This is a genomic window from Catenovulum agarivorans YM01, assembly GCF_000281085.1.
GTDB classification, from domain to species: domain Bacteria; phylum Pseudomonadota; class Gammaproteobacteria; order Enterobacterales; family Alteromonadaceae; genus Catenovulum; species Catenovulum agarivorans.
The window spans coordinates 51,253-76,099 of record NZ_JH767528.1 but is presented as its reverse complement, the minus strand read 5'-3'; the positions used below and the strand labels follow the sequence as shown (position 1 = coordinate 76,099).

Annotated in this window: 22 protein-coding genes; 10 read left to right on the top strand and 12 right to left on the bottom strand. The window is 40.6% G+C overall.

What is annotated here, in order from left to right; all coding sequences use genetic code 11:
• Window positions 1-48 precede the first annotated feature (48 nt).
• Window positions 49-708 carry a YceH family protein gene (locus WSC_RS0111565; RefSeq protein ID WP_016956091.1) on the top strand — a complete coding sequence of 220 codons (660 nt, stop codon included), beginning with the start codon at window positions 49-51 and terminating at the stop codon, window positions 706-708.
• A 65-nt stretch (window positions 709-773) separates the two neighbouring features.
• Here WSC_RS0111565 and WSC_RS0111560 read toward each other — a convergent pair whose 3' ends face one another.
• The 9 genes from WSC_RS0111560 to WSC_RS0111520 all read right to left on the bottom strand — a co-directional run bounded on the left by WSC_RS0111560 (window position 774) and on the right by WSC_RS0111520 (window position 12,664).
• Window positions 774-1,433 (bottom strand): dUTP diphosphatase, encoded by a 660-nt coding sequence (locus WSC_RS0111560; protein ID WP_016956090.1) that lies wholly within the window; start codon window positions 1,431-1,433, stop codon window positions 774-776.
• Between the two features lie 82 nt (window positions 1,434-1,515).
• Window positions 1,516-2,298, bottom strand: coding sequence for a LytR/AlgR family response regulator transcription factor (locus tag WSC_RS0111555; protein WP_016956089.1), 783 nt, complete (start codon window positions 2,296-2,298; stop codon window positions 1,516-1,518).
• A 21-nt stretch (window positions 2,299-2,319) separates the two neighbouring features.
• Window positions 2,320-3,384, bottom strand: a complete 1,065-nt coding sequence (locus WSC_RS0111550) for a sensor histidine kinase (protein WP_016956088.1) — start codon at window positions 3,382-3,384, stop codon at window positions 2,320-2,322.
• Between the two features lie 80 nt (window positions 3,385-3,464).
• Complete coding sequence (locus WSC_RS0111545) at window positions 3,465-5,969, bottom strand: glycoside hydrolase family 3 protein (RefSeq protein WP_050996176.1); 2,505 nt, start codon at window positions 5,967-5,969, stop codon at window positions 3,465-3,467.
• Between the two features lie 63 nt (window positions 5,970-6,032).
• On the bottom strand, window positions 6,033-6,818 hold the full coding sequence (locus WSC_RS0111540) for a family 16 glycosylhydrolase (RefSeq protein ID WP_016956086.1): 786 nt from the start codon (window positions 6,816-6,818) through the stop codon (window positions 6,033-6,035).
• 23 nt (window positions 6,819-6,841) lie between these two features.
• The gene (locus WSC_RS0111535; protein WP_016956085.1) at window positions 6,842-9,517 is read right to left on the bottom strand and encodes a TonB-dependent receptor; all 2,676 of its coding nucleotides are present in this window, start codon (window positions 9,515-9,517) and stop codon (window positions 6,842-6,844) included.
• Between the two features lie 134 nt (window positions 9,518-9,651).
• The gene (locus tag WSC_RS0111530; RefSeq protein ID WP_016956084.1) at window positions 9,652-10,659 is read right to left on the bottom strand and encodes a cytochrome d ubiquinol oxidase subunit II; all 1,008 of its coding nucleotides are present in this window, start codon (window positions 10,657-10,659) and stop codon (window positions 9,652-9,654) included.
• A complete protein-coding gene (locus WSC_RS0111525; RefSeq protein WP_016956083.1) occupies window positions 10,652-12,016 on the bottom strand; it encodes a cytochrome ubiquinol oxidase subunit I in 1,365 nt (454 codons plus the stop codon). Before WSC_RS0111525 ends, WSC_RS0111530 begins: the two co-directional genes overlap by 8 nt.
• Before the next feature lie 99 nt (window positions 12,017-12,115).
• Window positions 12,116-12,664 (bottom strand): GbsR/MarR family transcriptional regulator, encoded by a 549-nt coding sequence (locus WSC_RS0111520; protein WP_016956082.1) that lies wholly within the window; start codon window positions 12,662-12,664, stop codon window positions 12,116-12,118.
• Window positions 12,665-13,378: 714 nt separating this feature from the next.
• Here WSC_RS0111520 and WSC_RS0111515 point away from each other — a divergent pair.
• Window positions 13,379-13,630 (top strand): DUF2999 family protein, encoded by a 252-nt coding sequence (locus WSC_RS0111515; RefSeq protein ID WP_016956081.1) that lies wholly within the window; start codon window positions 13,379-13,381, stop codon window positions 13,628-13,630.
• Window positions 13,631-13,748: 118 nt separating this feature from the next.
• Here the strand turns inward: WSC_RS0111515 and WSC_RS0111510 are convergent, their stop codons facing one another.
• Together WSC_RS0111510 and WSC_RS22620 are read right to left on the bottom strand one after the other, a co-directional pair.
• Window positions 13,749-16,508, bottom strand: coding sequence for a TonB-dependent receptor (locus WSC_RS0111510; RefSeq protein WP_016956080.1), 2,760 nt, complete (start codon window positions 16,506-16,508; stop codon window positions 13,749-13,751).
• On the bottom strand, window positions 16,496-17,599 hold the full coding sequence (locus WSC_RS22620) for a Ca2+-dependent phosphoinositide-specific phospholipase C (RefSeq protein WP_016956079.1): 1,104 nt from the start codon (window positions 17,597-17,599) through the stop codon (window positions 16,496-16,498). The genes WSC_RS0111510 and WSC_RS22620 overlap by 13 nt, the downstream gene beginning before the upstream one ends.
• Window positions 17,600-17,780: 181 nt before the next feature.
• On the opposite strand from WSC_RS22620, the gene WSC_RS0111500 reads away from it, so the two are divergent.
• The 8 genes from WSC_RS0111500 to WSC_RS25285 all read left to right on the top strand — a co-directional run bounded on the left by WSC_RS0111500 (window position 17,781) and on the right by WSC_RS25285 (window position 23,946).
• Complete coding sequence (locus WSC_RS0111500) at window positions 17,781-18,026, top strand: type II toxin-antitoxin system CcdA family antitoxin (RefSeq protein ID WP_026016808.1); 246 nt, start codon at window positions 17,781-17,783, stop codon at window positions 18,024-18,026.
• Window positions 18,026-18,343, top strand: a complete 318-nt coding sequence (locus tag WSC_RS0111495) for a CcdB family protein (protein ID WP_016956077.1) — start codon at window positions 18,026-18,028, stop codon at window positions 18,341-18,343. The genes WSC_RS0111500 and WSC_RS0111495 overlap by 1 nt, the downstream gene beginning before the upstream one ends.
• Window positions 18,344-18,440: 97 nt before the next feature.
• The gene (locus WSC_RS24170; protein WP_016956076.1) at window positions 18,441-18,926 is read left to right on the top strand and encodes a sigma-70 family RNA polymerase sigma factor; all 486 of its coding nucleotides are present in this window, start codon (window positions 18,441-18,443) and stop codon (window positions 18,924-18,926) included.
• A 118-nt stretch (window positions 18,927-19,044) separates the two neighbouring features.
• Window positions 19,045-19,833, top strand: coding sequence for an NPP1 family protein (locus WSC_RS0111485; protein WP_016956075.1), 789 nt, complete (start codon window positions 19,045-19,047; stop codon window positions 19,831-19,833).
• A gap of 99 nt (window positions 19,834-19,932) precedes the next feature.
• The gene (gene creB, locus WSC_RS0111480; protein WP_026016806.1) at window positions 19,933-20,649 is read left to right on the top strand and encodes a two-component system response regulator CreB; all 717 of its coding nucleotides are present in this window, start codon (window positions 19,933-19,935) and stop codon (window positions 20,647-20,649) included.
• On the top strand, window positions 20,639-22,081 hold the full coding sequence (creC, locus tag WSC_RS0111475) for a two-component system sensor histidine kinase CreC (RefSeq protein ID WP_016956073.1): 1,443 nt from the start codon (window positions 20,639-20,641) through the stop codon (window positions 22,079-22,081). The genes creB and creC overlap by 11 nt, the downstream gene beginning before the upstream one ends.
• 88 nt (window positions 22,082-22,169) lie before the next feature.
• Window positions 22,170-23,576, top strand: coding sequence for a cell envelope integrity protein CreD (creD, locus tag WSC_RS22610; RefSeq protein ID WP_016956072.1), 1,407 nt, complete (start codon window positions 22,170-22,172; stop codon window positions 23,574-23,576).
• A complete protein-coding gene (locus tag WSC_RS25285; RefSeq protein ID WP_016956071.1) occupies window positions 23,566-23,946 on the top strand; it encodes a VanZ family protein in 381 nt (126 codons plus the stop codon). The genes creD and WSC_RS25285 overlap by 11 nt, the downstream gene beginning before the upstream one ends.
• Here the strand turns inward: WSC_RS25285 and WSC_RS0111460 are convergent.
• Window positions 23,941-24,792: a type 2 periplasmic-binding domain-containing protein gene (locus WSC_RS0111460; RefSeq protein ID WP_157447270.1), complete on the bottom strand. Its 852-nt coding sequence runs from the start codon at window positions 24,790-24,792 to the stop codon at window positions 23,941-23,943. The two genes, WSC_RS25285 and WSC_RS0111460, sit on opposite strands and share 6 nt — an antisense overlap.
• Window positions 24,793-24,847: the final 55 nt, after the last annotated feature.

Sequence of the window (24,847 nt, the reverse complement as noted above, 5' to 3'; positions counted from 1 at the left end):
TTATGTGTGTATATACTGCCCTTCGCGTAAAGAAAAAAGGAAATTGCCATGAAGTTAGAATTATCCGCAGAGCAAGTTCGAGTATTAGGTGTTATGTTAGAAAAGCAAGTCACCACACCTGACCAATATCCAATGTCAATAAACGGCATAACCACAGCTTGTAATCAAAAAAGTAATAGAGAACCTGTGGTCGAATATTCAGAAGTTGAAGTGCAAAATATTGTTGATGAACTTATCCAACAAAGATTGTTAGCCGATGCAGGCCCTAGTGGACGGGTAAATAAATACAGGCATAGATTCTACGGCAGCGAATTTTCCGCGTTTAACTTTAACTCAGCACAAGCGGCTATTTTGTGTTTGTTATTTGTGCGCGGGCCACAAACACCAGGCGAACTCAGAACCCGCAGCCAAAGATTGCACCCGTTTAACGATGTAACCCAGGTTGAAAACTGCTTAAATGATTTAGCCAATGCCGAAGATGGCCCATTTGTAGTAAAACTCGCAAGAGAGCCAGGCAAACGCGAACACAGATTTGGCCATTTATTTAGTGGCGAGATTACCGAAAGCCCAGCGACTAACCATCTTGCTAGTACTTCAGCGATCGATAATACGGGCGTTTCAGCCGAAGAATTTGCCGAGTTAAAAGCTCAGGTTGCGCAGCTAACAGCCGAACTGGCCGAATTAAAAAGTCAGTTAGGTGTGGATTAACAACCCGTAAATTAAAAACAAGCGGCATTCAGCCGCTTGTTTTCAATTGAAATAAGATACTAAGATTAAGCCATATCTAACAAGTTATAACGCGCTTGCAGCTCGTTGTATAAATCAGTTTGGTAGCTGTCAGATTTAACATCTAGTTTTGCCATAATTTCAACTAAGTGTTCGTTGTCTTCGCGGCCGCTCCAAATTTTTACGTAAGAGCCTTCTTTGTAACCATTGTCTTGGCGGAAGAAATTTAACACGTTTTTACTAACATATTGCGCGTACAAGTCGTCCCAACTCATTTGGCAGTCTGCTAATAGTGCCGAGAATAAACCTAAGCTATAACGTTTTGCCGCAGCTAAACCTATAGTTAGTTCTAATTTTTCTAACAAATTTAATGACGCATAACTAATTTGTTGGCCGTCAAAAGTTACGCTTGTGCTATCTAACTCAGCAAACACGTCATCTAACGCTGGTTGTTGTGCACCTTCATGTTTAATTAAGATTGCTGACAAAACAAAGTGCCAAATATCCACCAACTCCATTTGTAACTGTTCTAAATCGCACTCTTGTTTTTTCCACCACTTCCAACCATGGTGCTCAATTGCTTCAGCAGCTTCAATGACCACTGCGCGTAAAAATGGTGATTTAACCGCAATCCAGTCTGGGTTTACTTTCGCATTCATTTTGTCTTGTAGTGCCAACATAGTTGCAGCTTGGTTAGTCGAAAGCATGTTTGTTCCTCGTTATTATCTGAATAAATCTGCCAGCGAGTTTAGCGCTAAATCAACGGATGTTAAAGGAAGAGGCGGCGAATCAATGATTAATTAATTTTTGTTTGATGGCTTTGCTGTAAGTACGGCTTACTTTTAAACATTTACCGTTTTGTAATACCGCAGAATATTCTGAATTGATTAAAGGTTTGAGTTGGCTGATTTGAGTTAAATTAACTATGGTTGATTTATGAATGCGCATAAATATATCCGGCAATTGGTCGGTTAAACTTTTTAGCCGAGCACGCATCACATAAGTTTCTTCAGCCGTATGGACGCACATATAATCGCCAGCAGCATCAATCCATTGAATATCCACATAAGGCACGAGTTGAATTGGGTTATGGCCATCTTGAATAACTAACTTTTGTTTGTCATCATTAGAAGCAAGCGTATTTTCAGCCGAGGGTTTAGCCTCAAGCTCGGAGTAAATTGAAATAAGCTGTTCTTTATTTTTGTACCCTTGGCCTTGTTTAACTCTGTCGATTGATTCAGCTAAACGTTGTTGATTTACCGGCTTAAGTAAATAATCAACCGCGCGCACTTCAAATGCTTTAACTGCATGTTGGTGATAAGCCGTAACAAAAACAATGGCGGGTAATTGCTCTGCCTGCAGCTGCGCAATTAAATCAAAACCAGACTGCTTTGGCATTTCAATATCTAAAAATATTAGGTCAGGTTGGGTTTGGTTTATCGCACTGATTGCCTGCTTCACACTACCTGCTGTCGCAACAATTTCAATCTCAGTAAATGCAGCAAGCCTCAGTTGTAAACCTTCAATTGCGCCCGGCTCATCATCCACTATCAAGGTTTTAATTTTTGTCATTGGCTTAATAACCTAGTGTAGTTAAATTGAATTTGCTCTTTGTTGAGGTAGGCAAATTGTAATAACAGCCCCACCTTCAGGGTCATTGTCTAACTTAAATTCATATTCGTTTGGATAAATTAACTTTAGCCGATCTTCACAATTTTTTAAGCCTATTCCCCAATCTGTTTCCACCAACTCTTTATCAAAACCACGGCCACTGTCGCTGACAGTAATTTTTAACTTATCGGCGAGCAAGGCAAACACAACCTTAATTTGATAGTTGGATTGTTCTAAACCCATACCATGTTTCACTGAGTTTTCGACCAAAGGTTGCAGTATTAGTGAAGGCAATAAACACTGTAGTGCTTGGCTGTCGTGAATAATTTCTACCTGCAACCTGTCTTTAAAACGGCATTTTTCGATATCACAATAGGTTTGCAAAATAGCGATTTCTTCACCCACAGATACTTTAGTTAGCGGATCTGTATACAAACTATAACGCAATAACTCACAGAGTTTTTCTAACATGGTCACTGCATGCATATTGTCTTGTTTGAGGATAAGCGTGCAAATGGCGTTAATGCTGTTAAACATAAAATGCGGATTCAGTTGATAACGCAGCATTTTTAACTGAGCTTTTTTCGCCAAAGTAATAGCCTCTGCAGCTCGCTGCTGTTCTTCAACCCCTTTTAAATAAGCTTTAGCCGCATAATAAAAACCTGACCAAGTTGACAACATAGTGAGCGAGGCTAAATTCCATGTACCAAAATCAAACCAAGTCATCTGCTCTGTTGGGTTATTGTATAACCACATCAAGGTGAACCATTTAAATTCAGTCCATAACAAACAAGCCAATACAATGCAGCTAACGTGCAACAAAACACTGATTTTAGTTGGCATTTTTTGCAAGTATTGAAAAACTCGACGCAATAACAGCGTCAGTGAAAATCCAAATGCCGTATCCATAACTAAATGGGGTAAATGTATATGCCAAGGTTCATCACCCGGCAACTTAATCATTATCTCGGTTAAAATGGCATAAACAAACCAACCTGCGTACTGGCACAACCAAAACAACTGAGCTTGTGAAGTAAATCTCAACACGTTATCAACCTAAATAAAGATATAGTTATCTGTTCGTTGTGATGCAGCAATCGTTCGCAGACTGCTGCATCACAGTTTAATTACTGACAGTTTTGTTTGTCGGCAATTTTAATATTAGCCACAACTAAAGATAAATTGCCTTGAGCTTGCATGCTAAAAATGTCTTTAATTTTAGTCAAATCGATCTGCTCTGCACCGCAGCCTAATGGAAAATCTAACGAATACCATTTGCCGACTGACAATTTCGCCAACTGCTTGCCGATATTAGCTTGTTGCGCACAAAGATTTTGTTCACACAGCATCTCAACACCAACAGCCTGCCCAGCATAATCATCGAGTTTGATATCCATAGTTAATACACTGCTCGAACTAATTTTATCGGTTAGATCAGCAGCAGTTTTATAACTTAACGCAAAACTCGCTGCATTTTGCCCACGCCAAACAAATTTCCGCGCATCTTCTTGGTAAGCTAAATTGACCGATTGCATAGTTAAACTTGTTTTGTCAGGGCTAGTGCCATACGGCGTTGTCACCAGCACTTGAGCATTGGTATTTTCAGTTGCTTGATTAGTTAAAGTCCAAGCTAATTCAACGCTGAGATTACGCTCAAACAAAGCTAAATAGTCGCCTGAGACATTTGCACTAACCTGTGTGGTGGTTTCATCTAACTGAGCTAAATTTTGCTTGTCTTGGTAAGTTAAACCATAACCGTAGGCAAAGAGAGGTTGATAGTTTTTATCACCGACATTCAATTCAAATTGATTATCCAATTTAGGCCAAGAAAAACTTAATTTACCGCTAAAGTCATAATTAATGCTGCCATCGGTTTTACTAAATAATACATCTGCAACGCCTTGTCCTTCCGAGCCAGGTAACCAAGCCGCGACAAAAGCATCCGATTGATTAAGTTCTTTATTTACCCACAAAGGGCGGCCACTGATAAATACTGTCACCACTGGAATGTTTTGTTGTTTGAGTTTTTTCAATAAAGCTAAATCTTGTTTTTTATCAACTTGGTATTCCAAGCGCTGAATATCACCAAACCATTCGGCATAAGGTTCTTCGCCTATCACCACTATAGCAACATCTGGCTTACGGCTATACTGGCCGTTTTCTGCCAATTCAACTTTGCCACCTGCGCTTTCAACTGTATTTTTGATACCTTGATAGATAGAAGTCGCGTTGGGAAAATCAGCATTAGTGTTATCTGTGCCTTGCCAAGAAACACTCCAGCCACCCGCTTGTTTAGCAATATTATTGGCAGCGTTTCCGGCAACCAATACATTTGCATTAGGTATAAGTGGCAGAGTATTGTGATTATTTTTTAATAACACCAGTGATTTGCGTACAGCTTCACGAGCAAGCTGTTTATGCTCAAAACTATTAAAACTCGCTAAAATCTCTGCATTGACTCGTGTCGATGGTTTGTTTTTGTCAAACAACCCCCACTGTACTTTTGCTCGTAACAAACGAGTAACGGCATCGTTTATTCGGCTTTCTGCAATCAGTCCTTGTTTAACTTGCGCTAAGGTATTGTGGTAAAAAGCTTCAAAATGTTCAGGTACCATCAATACATCGACACCTGCGTTTATCGCCGTGGCGCATTGCTCCAAATCACAACCATCAACAAATTTATGTGCATTCCAATCGCTGACGACAAACCCACTAAAACCCATTTGACCTTTAAGCACGTCAGTTAATAAGTACTTGTCGCCATGTAATCGTTGGCCGCGCCAGCTATTAAACGAAGCCATGACTGACTGTACACCAGCTTCAATAGCTGAATAATATCCTGCCGCATGCACGTCTCTTAACACAGCTTCACTGACAACTGTGTCGCCACGGTCAAGACCATTTTGTGTACCGCCATCACCGACAAAATGTTTTGCTGTGGCAATTCTGTGATAACCCGTTAAATAATCGTCGGTTAATTCACCTTGAATACCTTCAACCATTTTTCCTGCATAAGCTTTTACAATAACCGGATCTTCCGAGTAGCTTTCGTAAGTTCGCCCCCACCTGTCGTCGCGCACAACCGCCACAGTTGGAGCAAAACTCCATTCAATGCCTGTTGCCGCAACTTCTTTGGCGGTCGCTTGGCCTATTTTTTTAATTAATTCAGCATCATTTGCCGCACCTAAACCTATGTTGTGCGGAAACAAAGTTGCACCATAAACATTGCTATGTCCGTGCATAGCATCTGTTCCCCAAATTGCCGGAATCGAGCTACCATCAATAGAATCATCGACAGATGCTTGATACATTTCATCCGCGTATTTTAGCCAAGTTGCTACATCTGCTTGTTTGTTGCCATAAGGCGCTGTATTACCGCCATTTAAATAAGAACCAAAACCATACTTGCGCATTTGTTCTATGGTCAAATAACCGATTTCCGGTTGGATCATTTGCGCGACTTTCTGTTCTAACGTCATGCCTTGCAATATCTTTTGCACTTTTTGTTCAACGACAGGATTGAGTTTGGCTGGGTTTGCGCTTGGCCACTGGGTTGCCTCTGTCGCAACAACCATCTCGCTAGAAGATAAAAAAATTGCCAAAGATGCACATATTTTCGAAAGCTGTTTCATTTGTACTACTTGCCTTAATGAAAAAGCTGGCGTTACCAACATAACGCCAGCACAGAAGAGAGATTAATGTGGGGCGTATTCAATATAGTCGTAATAAGCCCACGCGGATTGTTGAGAATATTGGCCAGGGAAATACAAACCACTTTGAGAATTGTCGCCGTGCCAATGATTAATCATGATCTTGGTGGTATCGACTGGCCATGCATATGCTGGAATTTCGTTGTTAGCAATATGGCCATCACCATTGTCTTTATAAACAGTGCGTAAAATGCGCTTAGTCCCTGCTGGATCCCAGACGTACCATTGAATTTGATTAGCACCCCAATCAAAACCTATAGTCACAAGATCTTGCTGAATGTTTAAACCAAATTGAGTTAAATCTATATCTAACTCCCAACTCTGGTAAGTACCGTTCTGCGGCTGGTAAATAACATTGGTATGCACAACGTTACCCAGCGAAGGTAAAAACTCGATATCAATTTCTTGCCAAGCTCGACCCGGAACATCCCACCAAGAAGTGTAGGTAAAAATTGACGACACTGTGCCAACTGTATTACCCGTTTTTAACGAACCTTGAATTTGCCCATAACCATAAAAATTTTTACTTTGTAGCTCGGAACAACTGCCATTGGCTACCGACAAAGTGATGCCGTGTGAGCTTGGGTTGATCATAGCTGGGTCGAACGTACAGCCAAATGGCGAACCATTACTGCCACTGCGAGCATCCCAGATTGATGAATCAAATCCCCACGAAAAGTCGTCTTTAAAATAATTAGCTGTCGCAGTTGAACTACAAGCGAGAGTCGCCATCGACAGCGCCACAGCGCCTGCTTTAATTAAGTTTTTCATATGTCACCTTATGTGTAAGTGTATTAGAAGTTAATGCCGGTTCTTACCCCATAATATCTGGGTAAACCATAACTGCCTTTGGGGTAACCTTTGCTGGTACTATTCCAATGTTGGACTTGTTCATCGCTGGCGTTGTTAACAAAAAACTCTAAATACCAAGACTCATTTTTTGGCACATATTTGGCGGAGGCAGAGTAAACAGTGAAGGAATCGCGACTATCATCCATATATTGAATAGCTTCATCATCAACTGAAAAATCCATGTCATCTAAATGTTTATCAACATTCCAAATGGTTAGGTAAGAATCATCTTTCCAGGTGAGATTAAACCAAGTGTGAATATAACCATATTCACTTAAATTAAAGCTGTGACCATAACCAATATTGGCGGTGAATTTTGGCGTCATCGCCATTTCATTGCCTTTAAGATTGGTTGTTAGTGCTGAATTTTGTGGGTCTATCGACTCTTCATAACTTAAGTTAAATAAGTATTCCGCATCGTAATCCCATTTGGTGATCCAATCTTGGGTAATGGTTGCATCTGTCCAAGTGGCATAACCTGTAACTCGTCCACCCGAATAAGGTTTCCAGTCAAATTCTAGTTCAATACCTTTGATGGTCGCCCCTGGGACGTTTTGCGTGTAATAAGCAATAACAGGTTGATTTTGGAAATCTAAAATCGGATTACCGTCGCCATCTAAAATTGGTCGACCATCTTCATCTTCAACTTCACCTAAACGCTCAACGTTACCAATTGAGCCGACCGAAGCATATTGCATGTTCGTGTAGTCGGTATAAAAGAAGGTACTTTGCAAATTTAATGCATTGTCAAAGAAGCTAGATTTGGCGCCAATTTCCCAAGTTAATACCTCTTCTGGATCAAACTGAGTTTCGAAACGCTGCACATCACCAGTCCGGTCATTAACAACTTCAAATACATCACCAATACCACCGGCTTTAAAACCAGAAGCAACATAGGTGTAAATCATAGTATCAGCGGATAAGTCGTAATCTAAACCAAGGCGAAAATCGTGATGGCTCCAACTGCCTTTATTATCGTTAGCAAAATAAGACTGATAGATGCTTGGGTCTTCAAAATGATCTACCGCTAGTTCAGATAAAATAGTACGGCCAAACCAACCCGGCGCACAACCGTCTGCATTTGAGCAGCGATAAGTTCTACCACCTTTGTCTTCTTTAGTTTCATTACTATAACGATAACCAAAAGTCGCATGTAGTTTATCAGTTAAGTTATAGGTACCTTGTGCGAACAATGCCAAAGCATCGGTTGAACGGTCTGGTTGATCCCAAAATGCTTTATCATCCATAGGGTTGTCGTAATAACCCAAAGTGGTGGTTTTTTCGTGGAAAGCATTTAAACCCGCAATCCAAACAAAATCACTATGCTCACTCGATTGTAGTTGTATCTCAGTTGAATAAGATTTAGCGCCAGTTCCATCTAAAAAGTACATAGCACCATCCCACACATCTAAACCGACTTCAGAATCTTGTGCCGACTCGCGCTGCATGTTCTCGTAACCGAGTAACCAGACTAAACTAATATCGTCAGTTAACTCATAATTTAACGTGTTGCGAAAATAGGTAATATCCAGCGCTAATTTGCCCGGTACGTTTACTACTGCTTGATAGGTATTGTCACTCGGTAAAAAGTCGGCACAATCACCACCGTATTGATCTGGCCGTCCGCGTAATTTTTCGCAGTTAACCATATCAAGACCACCGGCACTGTTATTTTTATATTTTTGAAATACAGTGTGGTTAGACAAACCTAGATCGAGTGATTCCCATAAGGTGCTAATGCGAAATGAGTATTCGTTGGCATTGCCATAAAAGTCTTCTTTATCTGCAGGTGTGAGCGCACGCACTTTTTGTGCTTCTGGGTCGGTTCCTGCACCATCAATCCACCAGTTTTCACGTTGAGTTTTAGTAACCCCAACACCTTGGTAAGAATCTTCCGAAATAACCGGAGCATCTAACACGCCGTCAGGTAATCTGCGCGTATCGTATTGGTTAGGGTCCCAATAACCTTCAATATGCGAATCTCTTTTTAAATATTTACCCGAAACACGTACAGCAAACTCGTCATTGATAGGGATGTTGATATGGCCACCAGCACTTTGAGCATTAAAACGTCCAAGCTCTAGATCAAAGTTGGCTGAAGTTTTATCAAATTTTGGTTTTGCTGAAATAACGTTGATACTACCAACAGTTGAATTACGGCCAAACAATGTACCTTGTGGACCACGCAATGCTTCAACTCGCTCTACGTCGTACATTAACGCTAATGCACCTTGCATTCGTGGTGAATAAATACCATCTAAATGCACACCTACAGCCGGGTCGCCTAACTCAGTAATGTTAGTTGATCTAACACCACGCATGGAAATAACAGGAGCTGATTGTTCAGCTGAAACTGAGATATCCAACCCAGGAACTAGGTTAGCGATATCTTTAACATTTTTTACACCATTTTGGTCTAACTTAGCTTGGCTAAAAGCTGATATAGCGACCGGTGTTTCCATTAATTTTGTTTTTCTTTTGGTTGCAGTAACCGATATAACTTCGATAGCAGAATCGTCCGTGATACCGCTTTCATTAGCATTAGTCGATTCTTCAGCAATAACAGGCATACTGATTGCCAAAGATATTGCTAACGAAAGTTGTGTTAATTTATGCATCTCGTATCGTACCTCTTAGTGGTTAACAAAATGATAATGAATTACCATTTGTTAACACTTTAAGAACGATACTGTTACCCAGCAATAGGATTTCGATGAACTGAGTGTGAGGTAAGGTAAAGCGAAAGATTGTGTTAGTAATAACTCAATTCTTGCACTTTGCCCCAAAATACTCGGTACGAATAAAAGGTGTAACAGAGTATGGTTGGCACCACAACAAGCGCGCCCCATAACATAAATCCAAGGCTTTCAGGTGCAGAAGCAGCACTGAAAATATCCAGTTTACCCGGCACTATCTCAGGGAAAAAGCTAAAAGCGAACGCATTAAAACAGATAAAAAAGATCATCACAGCTGCAACAAAGGGTATCCAACAACTGACATCATCTTTAAACGGCATGCGTTTTAATAATCTATCCACCACTAAAAACAAAACAAAACAAAATAATGGCAGCGGCAGCAGTAATATCGCATTGGGTAAACTAAACCAGCGCTCAAATACCGCAGGGTTAATCAGTGGGTTTACTATAGATACAGCCACCACACCTAAAAAGGTCAAACGCCCTGCTTTGCGTGCCCATATGGTTGCTTGTTTTTGTAACTGGTTTTGCGTTTTCATTACCAACCAACAAGCACCTATATAAGCGTATGCAGCCAATACACCCAAGGCACTTAAACCTGCAAATAAATAAGCAGTTAAGCTAGACTCGAAGCCCATCACATACATGCCAAGCATATAACCTTGGCTGAGTGCAGCTAATACAGAGCCCAGTTTGAATAACAGATCCCATTTAGGTCTGTGACTCATCGCTGCTTTTACTCTAAAGTCGAAAGCAACGCCACGTAATATCAAAGCGATAAGTAAAATCACCACAGGTATATACAAGGCTTCTAAAATGACATTATGTGCCGCCGGAAACGCAATGAGTATCAAACCAACCGCCAATACCAACCAAGTTTCGTTGGCATCCCAAAATGGGCCGATTGATGCAATCATAGTTGAAGCGGTTTGGTTATCATTGGTTGGCATAAGTATGCCCACACCTAAATCGTAACCATCTAAAATGGCGTACAACAAAACCGCTAAGCCAGTTAATCCGGCAAAGATAATGGCTAAACTATCGGCAGATAAATAGTTATGCATGTTGCACCTCCAAAGAGTTATCCACTGCTGTTGTGTTAATTTCTTCAATATCCACAGCGCGGCGTGCCATTAAAAACACAGTATGGATATAAGCCACTAACAAACCGCTATACACCAATATATACAAGAGCAAACTAAAACCAACATTCTCAGGGGCTATTGGCGTAACAGCTTGTTCGACTGTTAAAATGCCTGAAACTAAATAGGGCTGACGGCCAATTTCGGTAACATACCAACCTGCAAGTGTTGCTACCCAACCAGAGAAAGTCATAGCGATTAAAACCTTGCTAAGCAAAGGAGAAGTTTGTTGTTTCTTAAATATTTGCCAGCGTGCTACCCAAGCCACCAGTAACATTAACATACCCAGCGCAACCATAATTCTGAACGCATAAAACACAGGAGCAACCGGAGGATGTTTATCGAATTCATTTAAACCTTTTAATTCACCTTGCCAGTCGTGAGTTAAAATAAAACTGGCTAGATTAGGTATCTCAATCGCCCATAAATTCTGCTGTGTTTTTTCATCTGGCACAGCAAACAGCACCAAAGGCGCACCTTGCTCTGTATGCCAAATCCCTTCTATTGCTGCAACTTTTTGCGGTTGATGTTCCAGTGTATTCAACCCATGCATATCCCCTAAAAATATTTGAGTTGGGGCTAACAACGCAGCTATGGTTAACGCGGTTTTTAATGTTTGTTTTGGCGCTCGTTTTTCATCTCCTCGGTATATTCGATAAGCACTTAAACCGATAATAAGAAACGATGCTGTTAAACCAGACGCCAGCAGCATATGGCTAAGACGGTATGGGAAAGATGGGTTAAAAATAACCTCAAACCAGTCGGTTACATGCGCAACGCCATCAATCATTTCAAAGCCAGTTGGCGTTTGCATCCAAGAGTTGAGCGACAATATCCAAAATGCTGACATGCTAGTACCAAAAGCTACGATAAAACTTGCGAGCGTATGCACCCAAGGTTTTACCCTATTCATGCCAAACAGCATAATGCCGAGGAAAGTTGCTTCTAAAAAGAATGCGGTGAGTACTTCGTAACCTAATAAAGGCCCAGCAATATTACCGACAGTTTGCATAAACCCCGGCCAGTTAGTACCAAATTGAAACGACATGGTAATGCCGCTCACCACACCTAATGCAAAAGTTAGCGCGAATATTTTTACCCAAAAGCGATAAGCACGCATCCACACTTCATCCTTTGTGAAATGCAGTTTTATTTTGAAGTAAAAAAGATACCAAGCCAAAGCGATTGTGATGGTTGGAAATAAAATATGAAAACTGATGTTGAGTGCAAATTGTATGCGAGACAACACAAGCGTATCGAGCCTTAAAAATAGCTCCATAACCAGCCTCCTGAGAGAATTGTAAATTTACCTGAACTCTGTGATAACTAAGCTGTTGTCCAGAGCTTAGGTAAATTGGCTATTTATCTAGAAGATTGTTTATTTCTCTGTCCCTGAGTTTAAAAATTTGTCTTTCATATCCAGCACCTTGCCAACACCCGCACCTAAACGCATCAAGGTATTGAGTTTTTCAGGCCCCATTTTTGGTAACTCAGCCGCCCAATGGGTGATGGTTTCCAGCAAGTCGTGAATTTGCTGCATTTGCTGCAATGCGTATTCTTCAGCATCATTGCCAGGTTCAGTTAACAGGTTGTCGCGCAATAAAGATAAAGTTGGATCTACTTCGCGTTTGCGTCTTTCTTCAAATACACGTAACGCCAATGTCCAGATATCCCCTGCTGGTGCGTAATATTCTTTGCGATCACCCGGAATATGCTGCACTTGAATTAAACGCCACGCCTGCAATTCTTTGATACCCATGCTGACATTACCGCGGGATATATTTAGAGCGTCGGAGATTTCATTAGCTGTGAGTGGATTTTTTGAGATTAAAATTAACCCACACATTTGCCCGATAGTACGGTTAAAACCCCAACGGCTACCCATTTCACCACAGTGCATTACAAAGGCTTCTAGTTTTGAATTCATGGTTTATTACCAAAGTTTCAGAAATTACTGAAACTTTAAAACAAACATTGTTTGATTTCAATCAAAATTTATGCAGATTTTTTGTGGCGCGGCTAGCTTTGGAGCAGTGAAGCAGATTGGAAGCATAATTTTCTAAAAGCGCTGTTCGCCAGTCCCTGGCCGCTCCCACAAGGTATCCCTACCTAGTGAAGTTTTAGAAAATTAGCATTCCAATCTGCTTCTATCTAACTTTTGTATTGCGACAGTACACCACAAGCAACTCAGTACCGAGGATAGGGTTTATATTTTCCGAAGCGAAACCTACTTTTCAGGGATGAAAAGTCGGAGCGCACAAGGATGTGTTTACAGCGTTTTCGCTTGGGAAATGTAAACTCTAGCCGACCATAGTGCACCCAACTCCCAGTGCTGCTTGATAGAAGCAGCGCCTGAGATGTTGATGGAAGATGGGAATTGCGAGCAAATGAACCAACCTTGAATTGCATGGATGCAACTCGGTACCGAGGATAGGGTTTATATTTTCCGAAGCGAAACCTACTTTTCAGGGAAGAAAAGCCGGAGCGCACAAGGATGTGTTTACAGCGTTTTCGCTTGGGAAATGTAAACTCTAGCCGACTATAGTGCACTCTTGTTGCGGTAAACTTTAGGCGCGAAGTTAATTTGATAAAACCACCCACATAAGCTAAATTTGCCGCAAAAGATCGACAGGAAGAAACCATGAACCCAATTATCCAATTACTCAAAGAACAAAACATCTCAGATGAAAAAATCGGCGAGTTATTCCAAGAACTCACGCAAAACCCATTGGCAGCAATGGCAACCATACAAACACTTGGCATTCCGCAAGAAAAACTACAGCCATTAATTATGTTAGTTATGAGCCAACCAAACTTAATTAAAGAAGCAGTTGAAGAACTAGGATTAGATTTTTCAAAAGTAGAAGAAGCAAAAGCAAAGTTAAATAACTAACCAGCAAAAAGCGGTGCTAGTACAGAAACCTAGCACCGAAAGGCACATTTTAATGAGCACTGCTTTGTTATAAAACTCGGCAAGCTTGCTGCAGCTTGCCGAGTTTAGTTTTTAAACACTAGAATTTAAAATTAACCCCTAAGTAGAAAGTAGAACCGAACTCAGTGGTGTTGTATAAACGATCATCCGAGTCACTATACTGCTCTTCTCTTTGGTTAGTTAAGTTAATCGCTTCAAAGGTAAATTTGGTTGTGTCATTCAACTGATAGAAAGCCGAGAAATCGACATAAGTTGTACCGTGGAAGCCAGTTTCATCTTGCTCATGGTTGCCCGGGGTTTCTATATGGGTAATGTATTCACTGCGATAAGCCGTTGAAATACGTGCACCCCAAGTGTCGGTTTCGTAATAAAGCGTAGCATTGGCTGAATGCTCAGATAAACCAGGGAAAGCTTTAGTGGCAAACAACTCACCCGCGTCGTAATAACCCATGTCACCATCTGCAAATGTGTAGTTAGCAATTACCCCTAAGTTATCAAATGGCGCAGGCAAAAAGGTGAAATCAAGCTGACCGCCTAACTCCAAACCTTGAATACTAGTGTCTTCACCATTCACTTTGGTGTAATAGGTAAACATAGTGTCGGCGTTTTGTCCGGCGGCTAATAAATCGGTTGAGAAACCAGTTTGACCATACTGTATTTCAATTGCTTTGCTGATAACAAAGTTTTTAATCTCTTTGTAAAAAAGACCAGCCGAGATAAATCCACTTTCCGCTAAATACCACTCTAACGCAGTTTCATAGTTGGTTGATTTAAATGGCGATAAACTTGGGTTGCCTGAGCTTAACTCTTGACGGTCGGTACTAACACTGCCCGCAATACCCAAATCAGCCAACGCAGGGCGAGTTAAGTTTTTGCTAACACTCGCGCGCAACTGCATATCGTCACTAACATGCCATACCAAGTTTAATGCAGGTAAAACGTCAGAATACTCTTGAGGAACTTGCGTTAACGACGGGTCATCATCCCCTTCTTTTCGAATATAACCAGCAGATTCAACTTGAGTTTCTACGTAACGAACACCCAAATTACCCGACAGCACGTCGTTGCGCCATTGGTATTCCATCCAAGCTGCATTAGTGGTTTCAGATAAATCGTACACACTATTAATATCTAAATCATCTGAGGTTAAGTCAGCATCAAGATTATAAAATGCTAATGTTTTAGCCACATCACCAGCTGCCCAATCGGCTTTATCGTGCGCAGAAAATACCTCGAAATAACTCTCATCTAAGCTGTTATCAAGACCACCTGATTGAAACTCGCCTTTTAGCGCATCTTTAACTTGATAGTTGTAACCATCCGACACGAATTTCTTGTGTAAAACACCATAATTCAACTCTGCAGAATCACTGACAAAAGTGTTAAACGACAATTTAATTGAATCGAATTTAGTGTTTTGCACACTCTCATCTAAATCGAATTCATGCATTTTCCAGCTGTTAATAGATGCAATGTCAAAGTCATAACTGTGCTCTGCGTAGAATCTGTCTTTAGTGTAATCAGACGTGATGCCACCAAAAGCTTCGTAATAAACTTTGTCACTCACAGGGATCACAAATTCGTTTTCTGAATGCCCAAGCAATAATTTAGCCACGGTAGAATCTGTTATTTGCCACTCAGTTAACAATGAAATTTGGCTAAATGACGTATCCATTTGTTGTTTACGACTTTCTGTTGCCAAAGTTGCATTGCCAATATTGGTGTACACAGCTTCACCGTTTTGGTTGTATTGCAGTTCATTAATAATTGCGCCACCTAGAGTTTGGCCGCCAGCCTCTTGTGTTCCACCTAGCGCAGTTGAACCAGCACCACGCGTGGCAATATGGTGTTCGTCTTTTTCATTGTTAAGCTCTGCATACAAAATATCTAAATCAAACGACAAACTGTCTGTGGCGTTATATTGAAATGCGGCAGTTAAACCTAAACGCTCTTGATTGTTTTCCCATACTGAATAACGGTTACCGCGGGCGAATCTAAGCTCTTTGTTATTAATTTTATCTTGAGTAGCTTGGTCTAACTTACTGATGTCTGAGCCAGATGCATCTAACGGACGCCACCTATAAGTATTCGTACCTTGCTCAACAGTATCACGTTGACTGTAAGCAACTGAGAATAAAGCGCCGAAGTTATCCCAACGGTTGGAAACAAGCGCAGCAAATCTTGGGCTAGTGCTATCGCTCATAGAATTAGAGCCAGCTTGTGCTGACACTGCAGCTTGAAAACCTTCATAGTCAAAAGGTTTAGCAGGACGCAATGCAACCGTACCACCAATACCACCCTCTTCCATGCTGGCAGAAAAGGCTTTTTTAACATCAATTTGGCTAAATAATTCAGAGGCAAATACGTTAAAGTCAAACCCGCGCGAACGATTACTTTGGCCGCGGCTATCCATACTAGAGCCACTTGTTGCTAATACGTCTAAACCATTTAATTCAACCCGAGTAAAATCAGGCCCTAAACCACGTAAAGAAATTTGGCGACCTTCACCACCTTCGCGGGTAATAGTTACACCCGGTACACGTTGCAGGGATTCAGCCAAGTTTAAATCAGGAAAATCGGCGATATCTTCAGCCACTATGCTGTCTTGCGCTATTAATGCATCGCGTTTTACGTCGCGATTTTTTAATAAACTTTGGCGAAAACCTTTAACGGTAATTTCTTCCATTTGCGCTTGTTGTTCAGCTGTTTGTTCAGCAAAACTGTTGTGTGAATAACCGGCTAGCGCTGCGAGTACCGCGACACGAATAAGCTGTTTTGAACCTTGCATTTTCATACTATCTCCAAGTTGAATAACATTTATATTTTTTAAAAGTTGCATTGATTAACACCGACTTCAGACAAACAGCGAACAAAGGGCAAAGTTGTTTGCGCCTGTGTTTGCTGTGGTTGAAATTCTGGTATTAACAAATGAAAACTGACTGCGGGCGCTTTGATCGGCTGTTGCATCGCACCTAGATAAAAATCGCTCGAAATAATTTGTGCACCGCTGTTAATTGCCGCCAGTGCGCGCTGATTGGGTGATTGTTTGGCATTAAATTCATCGGCACGGGTCCGCACGATAAAACCTTGTGCAACAGCATGTGTAATTTGCTCTGCTTGTTGCTGTGGATTGTTGTAAAGCAAAATTGCTGCTTGGTGATGCTCAATAGCAAATGCGCCAAAAATAACTGTGTCACCTGCTTGTTCAAACAGATCTAGTTGCTGCGGATTACCGTCAAAAATAAAAATGAATTTGCCGCGTACTTGCTCAACATCCGGCCAGCCAAATTGTTTAACCGACTGCGCCAACGACAAGTTTTGTTGCTGCACTAAGCTTGGCGTTAAAAGCTTGTCTAAACCCAATTTCTTAACAATCACTTGGTTTAATTGTTGGTAATGTTTTGCCGTGAATTGCTCAGGTTTGACCCCGTTAATTTTGCTCCAGTGACTTTCTTTTACGTTAAACATTACATACACAGGCAAGTGATTTGGGTTGTTTAACGACCAAGTTTTTAGCTCAGCTAAGCAATCAGAGAATTGAATACAATGGCTAGCAAGATCCACATCTGGAATGTGCAAAACTTTAAAACCCGGCTTGGCGAGTTGCTGCTTTTCAGTTGCTGAAAATAAAGCTTTTTTTGTCCATTGTTGTGCCAACGGTTGTTGATACAAACCACCTTGGCTGTCGGCCAATACATCAATTTCTAATTGGCGCAGCCCCATATTAAGCTGGCGAGTTAAACTTGGATGCGCATAGGAAATTTTGTCAGCAAAACCAGCTTGTATCTTATCCAACTGGTTTGCGACATCTGAGTCTAAGGCTTTTTTATAACTGTTGTGACTGCCAATAACCTGTAACTGATTCAGCGGCAAAGCCTGCACTGAAGCAACAGTGAATAAAGTTAGATAGATGGCAATACGTAAATTCATTTGTCTCATTTCCTAAAAATCGCGGTGAATAGCGCGTTCGTAGATAAATGAGATTTGTCAGGTCAAAACGGGGACAAAAAATTTTATGACGTTTTTGTGAAGGGTTTTGGCGACTAACTTGTATTATGTAGCCCAGTCCACTACATTATGCGTATGACCCATGCGCATAGGTGACATTCAAATGCGAAATAACCATTCAACTCAAACAGCTAAAAAAGCAACGAACTTGAGCCTAAACAGTGAACTGCTGGCTGAAGCTAAGCGGCTACATATCAATTTATCAGCGACGATGGAAAAAGCATTGCAGCAAGAGGTGAATGCAAGATTACGCGAAGAATGGGCAGAGCAAAACAAAGATGCAGTTGAAGCCTGCAACAAGCTCACTGAAGAGTTTGGCTTGTTCTCTGATTCATACAGGAAATTTTAATGTCGCAATTTTTACTCTATAAAAATCAAGACAAAAACTCCGCCAAAGCTTATCCCTACTTTGTTAACGTCCAGTCTGACCTCCTCAATAATCTTGATAGTCGAATAGTGTTACCATTAACACCAATAGAACTACTTGAGGCAAAAGCACCGACACGCTTATGCCCTGTCATACAAATAAACCAAGGTGATTTTGTGATACTGACTCAACAAATAACCAGCGTACCAATGCAAATTTTGCAGGAAGAAATTGCCGACTTAAGTGCGTTTCGAGATGAAATAATCAACGCGTTGGATTTTTTAATAACTGGTATATAAAGCCCCAAAAGTAATACTTAACTAAACAGTAATTTAGTTGTCACAATGTTCTGCCAGCATGTTCAGCGTTTTGGTAAACAAATAACGGCAGCTGGCTGTGAATAACAACAATAGCGACTATTCAATAACATCAGAATTATTAAAAGAAGAATCAAAACTGAAAGGTGTGATCCGTAAATGGGTTGCCGAGCAGCATGATCAAGCCGATGTTTATCAAGAAACCCTCACCACAGTGATTGAACAACACCAACAATCACCAATTAAAAACCCAATTGCTTACGCAATAACAGTCGCACGTCATTTTGCTTGGAAACTTGGCAACCGCAGTTTTGAAGTGTACGACGAAAGCAGCGATTTACGCGAAAGCCACAGCGCCGAAGACAGTTTGTTACAAAATGAACAAATTGAAAAAATTCAGCAAGTACTCAACGCCATGCCACCAATGCGCCAACAAGTATTTATTCGCCGCCGTTTGCACAACCAATCACGCGAACAAATAGCGCAAGATTTAGACCTAAGCGAAGAAGCTGTTAAAAAGCATATCAGCCGCGCATTAGCGCAAATTGCTATGCATGTGGATTAGCCCCCAAACAAATTCGGTTACACTGCAATCAAACCTTCATAAATTTTTCTGTCTCCTTTTGTTGCACCAAACACTCATTGCTAATGAGTTCTCTCAAAACCCAACAAAGGAAAATTAAATGAAAACTATCTATCTTATTAGCAAACTCATAGCGCTCAGCGCGTTATTTATTAGCCAATTCGCCAATGCTGCGCCACCACCAAAAATTTTGGAATATGCAACCAACGCAGCCCATGAATGGTCACCTCGTTTTGATTACGACAGCGATGGATGTTATCCATCTGTTGGCATTGGTCGTGATGGTAATGTAAACGGCGGTTTAAAACCAACAGGCGACATTTCAGGGGGTTGCCACGATGTGTCGGATTTACACAACTCCAATACCAATCATAGAGGTATTTGCCAAACTGTAAACGGCAATAACTATTGCGCACATATGTACGCACTCTATTTTGAAAAAGACCAAGCTATCGACGGCGCTTGGTTTGACGATGCATTTAGCCACAGACACGACTGGGAATTTGTGATTGTGTGGTTAACCAATAACCAAATGACTCACGTAAGTTATTCTGAACACAGAGATGTAGTAACACGTGCCGCAAATACATATGTATATAACGATGCAGCGCAAAAACACGTGCGTATTGTTTACCATAAAGATGGCGCGTCTACCCATGTATTTCGCGCAGCAGACCCAGGTGAAGTCGCCGAAAATGACACAGGCTATTGGCACAAACCAACTTTAGTTTCGTGGAGTGCTATGGTCGGAAACTCAGGTGTAACCAATTCAGATCTTCAATATCTGTTTAACACCACCAGCTACGACAAAGCCAACACACCATTTAACGATGGTAACTTTATTAACAAACTCAACGCGGGTTTACCGTTTGGCTATCCGAGCTTTTAATTTTAGCGGCGACCAAATCGAGTTTTGGTCGCTTTGATTGCTGTTTTTAATCCACAAGCTTGTTATATTGCTAAAAAATCACTTTATTATTGCAAACTTATGCCAGCAAAAATTCTGATAGTCGAAGACGAACCTAGCATCGCAGATAACTTAATTTACGTTTTAAAAAACGAAAGTTTTGCGGTTGAATGGCTAAGTTTAGGCCAGCAGGCAATAGATTTAGCGGCGCAACAACAGTTAGATCTTATCGTATTAGATGTTGGTTTACCTGATATCAGTGGCTTTGAAGTGTGCAAACAAATTCGCAAATTCTCTGATGTACCAATTTTATTTTTAACCGCCCGAGGAGATGAAATAGACAGAGTTGTCGGTTTAGAAATAGGCGGCGATGATTATGTGGTTAAACCTTTTAGCCCTCGAGAAGTCACAGCGCGGATTAAAGTAATTGTGCGCAGAAATCGCCTGGAACAAACACCCGCTGACAACACTCCAGAGCCAGTGCAACCGGGCTGCCTATTTCAGCTAAACAATGACAAACGGCAAATAAAATATCAAAACAATTTACTCGATTTAACCTTTTACGAATACGGCATTTTAGCCTTATTAATTGAACATCCAGAACGTGTGTTTAGTCGTGAACAGCTAATGCAGGCGGTTTGGAATACCCCAGAAGACAGTTACGATAGAGCTGTTGATACCCATATAAAAACCATTCGCGCTAAAATTAGAACTGTTAACCCTCACGACAATTCACTGGTCACCCATCGTGGAATTGGCTATAGCCTCAATGTAAAAGGACATACAATTGAGTCTTAACTTTCGCATATTCTCAGCATATTTTGTGGTGCTGGCACTCGCCATTTATTTGCTGTTTAACGCTTTTATGTCGGAAATAAAACCCGGTTACCGCCAGTCAACAGAAGAAGCTTTAGTCGATATGGCAAACTTGGTTGCCGAGTTAATTACCGAAGATTTTATCGGTAATAATCAGCACAGTATTAGCCCGAATATCCAAGATTCAATTAGTCGTTTAGGCCAACGCGCCTACCAAGCCGATATATTTAATACACAAAAAAGTTACAGTAAATTGCGAATTTATATAACCGACAAACAAGGTATTGTCAGATACGATTCATCCGGCAAAGATATTGGCGCAGACTATTCACAGTGGAATGATGTTTACCTAACCTTGCGCGGCCAATACGGCGCACGTAGCACCAAAGCTGACCCGAACGATGATTTAAGCTCAGTTATGCACGTAGCAGCGCCCATTTATCATCAACAACAAATCATTGGTGTCGTCACAGTTGCGAAACCAAATATAGCAGTGCAACCTTTTATCGATAAAGTAAGAGCCAAACTGAAAAACCAAGGTATTTGGTTAATCGTGATGTCGTTTGTGTTAGCTTTAGCCCTCGCATATGGGTTAACCCATTCAATTCGAAAACTAGTCAACTATGCAAACAATGTAGCGCAAGGCAAACGTTTATCACCACCTAAACTTGCGGAGAAAGAACTGTCGAAATTGGCGGACGCAATGGAAAATATGCGCCAACAACTCGAGGGTAAAGAGTATGTAGAGCAGTACATACATACCCTAACCCACGAGTTAAAAAGCCCAATATCGGCAATTAAAGGTGCTAGCGAAATTATCTCGGCGGATATGAAAAGTGCGGATTTAACCCGCTTTATCCAAAATATTCAAAGCGAAACCAACCGCATCAATAATCTAGTCAATAAGTTGTTGGAATTGGCTTCGCTGGAAAAACAACAGAGCTTGACCCAGCTGTCGAAAATCAACTTAAATCAGTTGCTAGATAAAGTAGTTGAGAGCAAACAATATGCACTGGAAAGCAAATCTATCTCAATCCAAACCACCTATTCACAGCCAACTGTCATTCAAGCAGATAAACTGTTAATCAGCCAAGCTGTCGATAATTTACTGCAAAACGCGATAGATTTTAGCCCTCAACAATCAAGGATTAAGCTGCAACTTTCACACATAAACGACAAACAAATATCAATTCAAGTAGAAGACCAAGGGTCAGGCATTCCGCACTATGCATTGGATAAGATATTTAACCGATTTTATTCCTTACCTCGACCCAGCACAGGACAAAAAAGCTCTGGACTAGGTTTGTGTTTTGTCCAGCAAATAGCTGAGCTTCACCAAGGGCAATTTTTTATTAACAACACACAAAACCAAGGCGCTATTGCACAGCTAATACTGCCGACACAACAAAATTAACGACAAACACATAAAGCACACACAAAACACATAATTCGCCCATTTAAGTTCACTAGTCTATCGACAATAACAATTGATGGAGCGAATTATGAAACCAATACCTAAAACTCTTACGAGCAAAATAGCTTTTATCGTATTTATTAGTTTAGTGCTGCTTATTCCGCTAACTATGATAGATGAACAAATTAAAGACAGACAAAGATATTTAGCTGAAGCAAGCCAAGCTGTAGCGCACAGCTGGACTGGTCAACAAAAAGTGACAGGGCCAATTTTAGTTATGCCTTACGAAGTTGTTGGCACTAAACTGGTCTACGACACTTCCGCAGAAAAAACCGTTGAAAAGCCTTACCGCTACACAGATAAATATTTTATTAAACCGACTGATACACAAATTAGCGTAGAAACGCTCGACGATGTTAGGCACAAAGGTATTTATGCAATTCCAGTTTACACATCAAAAATTCAAATTAAGGGTAAACTTCCACAGCAACTGATTGAAGAAAAATTAGCAGCCAAAAATCTTTCAGAAAAACATGAGATCACCTTTTTTCCAGCATACATATCTATGATGATTTCAGATCCACGTGGTATTAATACAGTGCCCAAACTCAATTTAGCCAATAAAAGTTTCGATTTTGTTCCAGGCAGCCGAATTAATCAGCATAACAATGGCTTACACGCGCCAATTGGTGAGTTAAGTAAAATAGATTTAAACAACTTAACATTTAACTTAGAAATTTCGCTACGCGGCATGCAGCAACTGTCATTTGTACCTATAGGGAATAATGTTGCTATCACAGCACAATCAAACTGGCCACACCCACAATTTACCGGGCAGTTTTTACCAACAAAGCTAAATATTTCAGATGCGGGATATCAAGCACAATGGCAAGTTACCTCGTTTGCCAGTAATATTCAAAACAAGCTGGATGCCTGCGAAAACGGCAAATGTGATGAGCTGTTAGACAGCGCTTTAGGGATCAAACATATAGAGGCTGTAGATGTATATTTGCAGTCTGAGCGCTCAACCAAATATGGAATTCTGTTTATTGGCTTAACTTTTATCGCTTTTTTTGTGTTTGAAGTAATTAAACAACTAAGAATACATCCAATTCAATACACCTTAGTTGGCCTGAGTATTTCAATTTTTTACCTGCTGCTTTTATCTTTATCCGAACATATCGCCTTTATCAGAGCCTATACAATCGCAAGTATGGCTTGTGTCAGTTTGCTGATGTTTTATTTGTCTTTTGTCCTTAAAAGTTTTGTTCGTGCGAGTGCCTTTTCAACAGCCATCGCCAGTTTATATGCGGTGTTGTATGTGATTATTAGCGCAGAAGATTTTGCTTTGGTTATGGGGGCGTCATTAGTATTTATTGTGCTGGCCATCATAATGGTTGCGACGCGTAATATTGATTGGTATCAAGTCAGCGACAACTTAACGAGTACAAGTAATAAGCCAGCAGAAAATACTGAGTTCAACAATGTGGACTAAAGGCTTCTGCATCGCATTTATTTGCTTCATTGTTTGGGTGATCGCCGCCGCAAACAGTGGAGCAAACTTAATCTCGTTTCAGTTAGTAGCAGGTTTACCCTATGGCGATAAACTGGGTCACTTTGTGATATTTCTGCTCATCACAATATGTGCTGAATTGCTACTCAAGAGTAGACGCTGGAACTTAAGCAGAATGCAAATATCAGCCCCAAGTATCTTGGTAGCAGTATTTGTGATTTTAGAAGAGTTCAGCCAACTCTTTATCGATAACCGTACATTTGATTGGCTTGATTTAATCGCCAGCTTAGTAGGTGTGATTATCGCGAGTTGGTTAACTCACAAACGAACTATGGAAACGCGACATCTATAACAACTCAGAATTCAACAAAAAAACTTTGTCGTGTTCATACAAACCTGGAGCTAAATTAGTGTTTTTAATTTTAAATACACGGCGTTTATTTAGTTCAAATTCGTCTAATTCACTGGCAAAAAAGCGCTGCATTAACTTAAGTAATTCGCCTCTGCTATGTAATTCACGCAGTCCGGCTTCAATTCGTTTTGCGAGTTTTGGTGTTTTTTCGGATACGTAATAGTAGTCAGGTAAATAAAAGAATAATACAAGATGCTTATCATAAGTCAGGTTGGGGTAGCTTGGTTTAAACTCTGCTAGTTCCGAGCGTACCTCGTGAATACCACGGTTAAAGGTATCGAAATGCCCCAGAGATAACATTTTAAATAGTGATTCGTATTGATTTTCAAAAATCACATTAAAACCTTGGTCATATAATACTTTGGTTGTAGTCCATTGCCGGTGAGCGCCGGTTCTAACTTTTTTTAGTTGTTCAATTGTTGTGATATTTTTCAGTATGTCTTTGTTTTCTTCTGTTACTAAGAAAATCCTTGAGCTAGGAAGGCCCATTTTTAATGGAACCGGTACTCTAATACCAAACTTGTTGTATTTCTCTTTGTATGGCGAAGCCAACACATTTATAAACTTACCTTTTTTTAACTCTGCAAACTGGCGATCTCTCGTCATAGGCAGTAGCGTACCATCTAGCTTATAAGCGCCAAATTGCTCAATTGTGGTGTCCAATGCAAGTTTTAACAGCTCCGAATTGTAGTTGTGCGAAAGTGTATTCCCACTGGTGTTTTTTAGCATCAATACAGAATCAACTTCAGCGGCAATGCTTGCGGTCAGTAGCATTGGCGCTAACATAGTTAACTTAAAAAAAGAGCTAAACTTTAATATAAAATGCGACATTACCTAACTA